Source organism: Rhodococcus sp. R1101 (genome assembly GCF_000278445.1).
In the GTDB taxonomy this organism is placed as follows: domain Bacteria; phylum Actinomycetota; class Actinomycetes; order Mycobacteriales; family Mycobacteriaceae; genus Rhodococcus; species Rhodococcus gordoniae.
The window spans coordinates 1-4,352 of the sequence record NZ_AJVB01000322.1 but is presented as its reverse complement, the minus strand read 5'-3'; the positions used below and the strand labels follow the sequence as shown (position 1 = coordinate 4,352).

4 protein-coding genes are annotated in these 4,352 nt (G+C 68.1%); 1 reads left to right on the top strand and 3 read right to left on the bottom strand.

What is annotated here, in order from left to right; genetic code table 11:
* From R1101_RS0116950 to R1101_RS0116940, 3 genes are all read right to left on the bottom strand, one after another.
* On the bottom strand, positions 1-1,486 hold a 1,486-nt coding region (locus R1101_RS0116950; protein WP_037223896.1), incomplete at its 3' end, for an AMP-dependent synthetase/ligase.
* A gap of 151 nt (positions 1,487-1,637) precedes the next feature.
* On the bottom strand, positions 1,638-2,348 hold the full coding sequence (locus tag R1101_RS0116945; RefSeq protein ID WP_016934558.1) for a phosphoribosyltransferase: 711 nt from the start codon (positions 2,346-2,348) through the stop codon (positions 1,638-1,640).
* A gap of 66 nt (positions 2,349-2,414) precedes the next feature.
* Positions 2,415-3,731 carry a TrpB-like pyridoxal phosphate-dependent enzyme gene (locus R1101_RS0116940; protein WP_016934557.1) on the bottom strand — a complete coding sequence of 439 codons (1,317 nt, stop codon included), beginning with the start codon at positions 3,729-3,731 and terminating at the stop codon, positions 2,415-2,417.
* A gap of 159 nt (positions 3,732-3,890) precedes the next feature.
* On the opposite strand from R1101_RS0116940, the gene R1101_RS27175 reads away from it, so the two are divergent.
* Positions 3,891-4,352, top strand: a 462-nt coding sequence (locus R1101_RS27175; protein ID WP_157179171.1) for a DEAD/DEAH box helicase, incomplete at its 3' end; no start/stop codon positions are given.

Sequence of the window (4,352 nt, the reverse complement as noted above, 5' to 3'; positions counted from 1 at the left end):
CCACGATGACCTGGCTGATCAGTGGGTGGGCACGCAACGAATCCTCGAGGACGGCCGGAGCGACGTTCTTGCCGCCCGCAGTGACGATGAGTTCCTTCTTGCGGCCGGTGATCGAGATGAAGCCGTCCTCGTCGATCGCGCCGATGTCGCCGGTGTGGAACCAGCCGTCGCGGATGGCTTCTTCGGTGGCCTCGTCGTTCTGCCAGTAGCCGTCGAACACCTGGGGGCCATTGAGCAGCAACTCGCCGTCCTCGGCGATCTTCGCCGCGCACCCGTTGAACGGCGTGCCGACGGTGCCGATCTTCTGGGCGGCCGGGGTGTTCATGATGATGCCGCCGGTGGTCTCCGTCAGGCCGTAGCCCTCGTAGATGGTGACGCCGACACCGCGGAAGAAGTGGCCGAGACGTGCGCCGAGTGCGGCGCCGCCGGACACGGCCTTGGTGACGTTGCCGCCGAGCGCTGCCTTGAGCTTGCCGTAGACGAGCTTGTCGAACACGGAGTGCTTGATCTTCAGGCCCAGCCCGGGGCCGCCGTTCTCGAGCGCCTTGCTGTACTCGATCGCGACGTCGGAGGCCTTCTCGAAGATCTTGCCCTTGCCGCCGTCGTAGGCCTTCTGCTTGGCCGAGTTGTAGACCTTCTCGAACACGCGGGGCACCGACAGGATGAAGTTCGGCTTGAAGACCGCGAACTGATCGAGCAGCGTCGTCAGGTCGGAGGTGTGACCGACGGTGACCTTGCTGTCGAAGGCGGCGAACGAGATCAGGCGCGCGAAGACGTGCGCCATCGGGATGAACAGCAGCGTGCGCTGACCCTCGTGCATCGAATCGGGCAGTGCGAGGGCGCAGGCTGCGGACTCGGACGCGAAGTGGCGGTGCTTGAGCTGCACACCCTTCGGCCGTCCCGTGGTGCCGGAGGTGTAGATGAGGGTCGCAGCGGATTCGGCCGTGACCTGGTTGCGTCGTTCCTCGACCTGCTCGTCGGTGACCGCCGCACCGCGTGCGACGAGCTCGTCGCACGCGCCCTTGCCACCCGGCGCGGGCTCGATCTGCAGTACCTCGCGCACGGTCGGAGCGTTCTCGGCGACCTCGCGCACGGTGTCGACGTGAGCCGAGTTCTCGACGATGAGCAGCTTGGTCCCGGAGTCCTCGAGGATCCACTGGGCCTGGTCCGCCGACGACGTCTCGTAGATCGCCACGGTGGCACCGCCCGCAGTCCAGATGGCGTAGTCGAGCAGGACCCATTCGTAGCGGGTCGCCGACAGGACCGCGACACGGTCGCCGAGCTCGATACCCGACGCGATCAGGCCCTTCGCCACGGCGCGCACCTCGGATGCGAACTGGCGGGCGGTGACGGGAACCCACTTGCCGTCGACCAGTCGCTCGAACGGCACGAACTCCGGCGACTCCTTCTCGTGCCGGAAGACGCTGTCGGCCATCGACGTGTTCTCGGGGATCGAGAACGACTGTGGCACGGCAATCTCACTCACTGTGACCCCTCCATCGTTAGGTACTGTCGGTGTGCATTGCATCACACGCCGTTGGGAAATGCATTACCCTCGGACCGCTTTGCCCCCTTTTTACAGTCCGATAAGCAGTGATCCAGGTAACAATGCTACCCGCCGGTAACGAGGATTACCACTATCGGATCGTCTCGTCGGATTTCCCGGTACCGGAAGTACCGGTATTTCGGAGAAGAAGGACCGCTTCGTCGTCGCCGAGCTGATGGAAGTCGTCGTAGGCGGCGCCGACGCTGTCGGTGTCCACCGGCGTCCACGGGCAGATCACCTCGTCGGCCGCCCGGCCGGCCCGGCGCAGTGCGTCGGGGGAGGCCACCGGCACCGCGAGGACGACCCGGGTCGCTCCGGAGGCGCGCGCGGCGAGGCATGCCACCGCGGCCGTCGCACCTGTGGCGATGCCGTCGTCGACGACGATCGCCGTGCGGCCCTCCAGCGGCACCCGGGTGCGACCGGCACGCAGAACATCGGCACGTCGAGCCAGTTCGGTCAGCTCGCGCCGCTCGACGGCGGCCACGGACTCGGGGGCGATCCGCCCGCGCCGGATCACGTCGTCGTTGAGGACGCGGAAGACGGCGTCCTGCGCGGTCGATTCCCCGGTGGTTCCGGGACCCGGTCCTTCGGCGATTGCGCCCATCGCGAGTTCGGGATGCCAGGGCACGCCCAGTTTGCGCACCACGAGGACGTCCAGGGGCGCATCGAGGGCTGCGGCGAGTTCACGGGCGACGGGAATGCCGCCGCGAGGTAGTGCGAGGACCACCGGGTCGGCGTCGCGCAGGTGCCCGGCCGACCGGGCGAGTCGCCGGCCTGCCTCCTCGCGCGTGGCGTACCCCACGCCTCCAGTATGGGACGGTCCGTCCGGGCGGGCGAGCATTCACCGCCCGGACGGACCGAGGAGATCTCAGTCGAGCTCGCCCGACAGATACGAGTGGTAGGCGGGCAGATCGAGCTGGCCGTGGCCGGACAGGCCGATCACGATCACCTCGGGTTCGGTGAGGCCCCGCGCGTACTCCGCAGCCGCCGCGATCGCGTGCGACGACTCCGGCGCCGGCACGATGCCCTCGTTCCGGGCGAAGAGCACCGCCGCCGAGAAGGCATCGGTCTGCGCCACGGACTGTCCCTGCACGTAGCCCAGTTCGACGGTGTGGCTGAGCAGCGGCGCCATGCCGTGGTACCGCAGCCCGCCGGCGTGGATCGGGTCCGGGATGAAGTCCTGGCCGAGGGTGTGCATCTTCAGCAGCGGCGTCAGGCCTGCGATGTCGCCGTGGTCGTAGCGGTACTCGCCGCGGGTGATCGACGGGCACGCCGCGGGCTCGACGGCGACGACACGTGTCGTCGCCCGCTCGTGGATGACCTCGCGCAGGAACGGGAACGACAGGCCGGCGAGGTTCGAACCGCCGCCCGCACAACCGAAGACCACATCGGCCTGGTCCTCACCCGCGGTCCGCAGCTGTTCCACGGCCTCGAGGCCGATGACGGTCTGGTGCAGCACCACGTGGTTGAGCACGCTGCCGAGTGTGTAGCGGGCGGCGGCATCCTTCACCGCGACCTCCACGGCCTCCGACACCGCGATGCCGAGCGAGCCGGGGGTGTCCGGGTGCTCGGCGAGGACGGCACGACCGGCCTCCGTCAGGTCGGACGGGCTGGGATGCACTGTGCCGCCGTAGGTCTCGATGAGGAATCGGCGGTAGGGCTTCGAATCGTAGGAGGCGCGGACCTGCCACACCTCGAGATCGATGCCGAACTTCGCGCATGCGAACGACAGGGCCGAACCCCATTGCCCGGCACCGGTTTCCGTCGTCAGGCGGGTGACGCCGTCGAGCGAGTTGTAGTACGCCTGGGCGACCGCCGAATTCACCTTGTGGCTGCCCACCGGGCTCACGCCCTCGTACTTGACGTAGATGCGGGCCGGGGTGCCGAGGGCCTTCTCGAACGAGCGGGCGCGGAACAGGGGAGTGGTGCGGTAGCCGGCGTAGACCTCGCGCACGGCCTCCGGGATCCCGATGTCGGTCTCGGTCGACAGTTCCTGCTCGATCAGGCCCGAGGCGAACAGCGGCGCGAGATCGTCGGCGGTGATCGGTTCGCGGGTCCCGGGGTGCAGATGCGGCGGCGGCGGCACCTCGAGATCGCCGACGATGTTGTACCAGTGCGTCGGAATGCCGGAATCGGAGACGGACGGAGGCGTCGTCGAGGCGTGCGCGGAGGGGGATGCCGTCACTGTGGAATCCTTCGGGTCGGGGACCGATGACATGCCCAGTGTGACGTGCCCCGGGGACCAGGGGCGGCGTGGGGCGTGTCATCATTCGCGCGCTCGCGCCCAGGTCGTAGCAGGGTCCGGGCGCGAAGTGGTGGGTCCATCCGATAAACTGCTGGTCAAATGAGTGAAATTCAAGACGCCCCCGACCAGGAGACCGCAGCTCTCACGTTTGCCGATCTCGACATCGATGCCCGTGTGCTGCAAGCTCTTTCAGATGTGGGTTACGAGTCCCCGTCGCCGATCCAGGCGGCGACCATCCCACCGCTGCTGGAGGGACGGGACGTCGTCGGTCTCGCTCAGACCGGCACCGGCAAGACCGCCGCCTTCGCGGTGCCGATCCTCTCGCGCATCGACACCTCCGTGAAGCGGCCCCAGGCGCTGGTGCTGGCGCCCACCCGAGAGCTCGCGCTGCAGGTCGCGGAGGCTTTCGGTAAGTACTCCGTCCACATCCCGGGCCTGTCCGTCCTGCCCATCTACGGTGGCCAGGCATACGGTGTACAGCTGTCCGGCCTCCGCCGCGGCGCCCAGGTCATCGTCGGTACTCCCGGACGTGTGATCGATCACCTCGCCAAGGGCACCCTC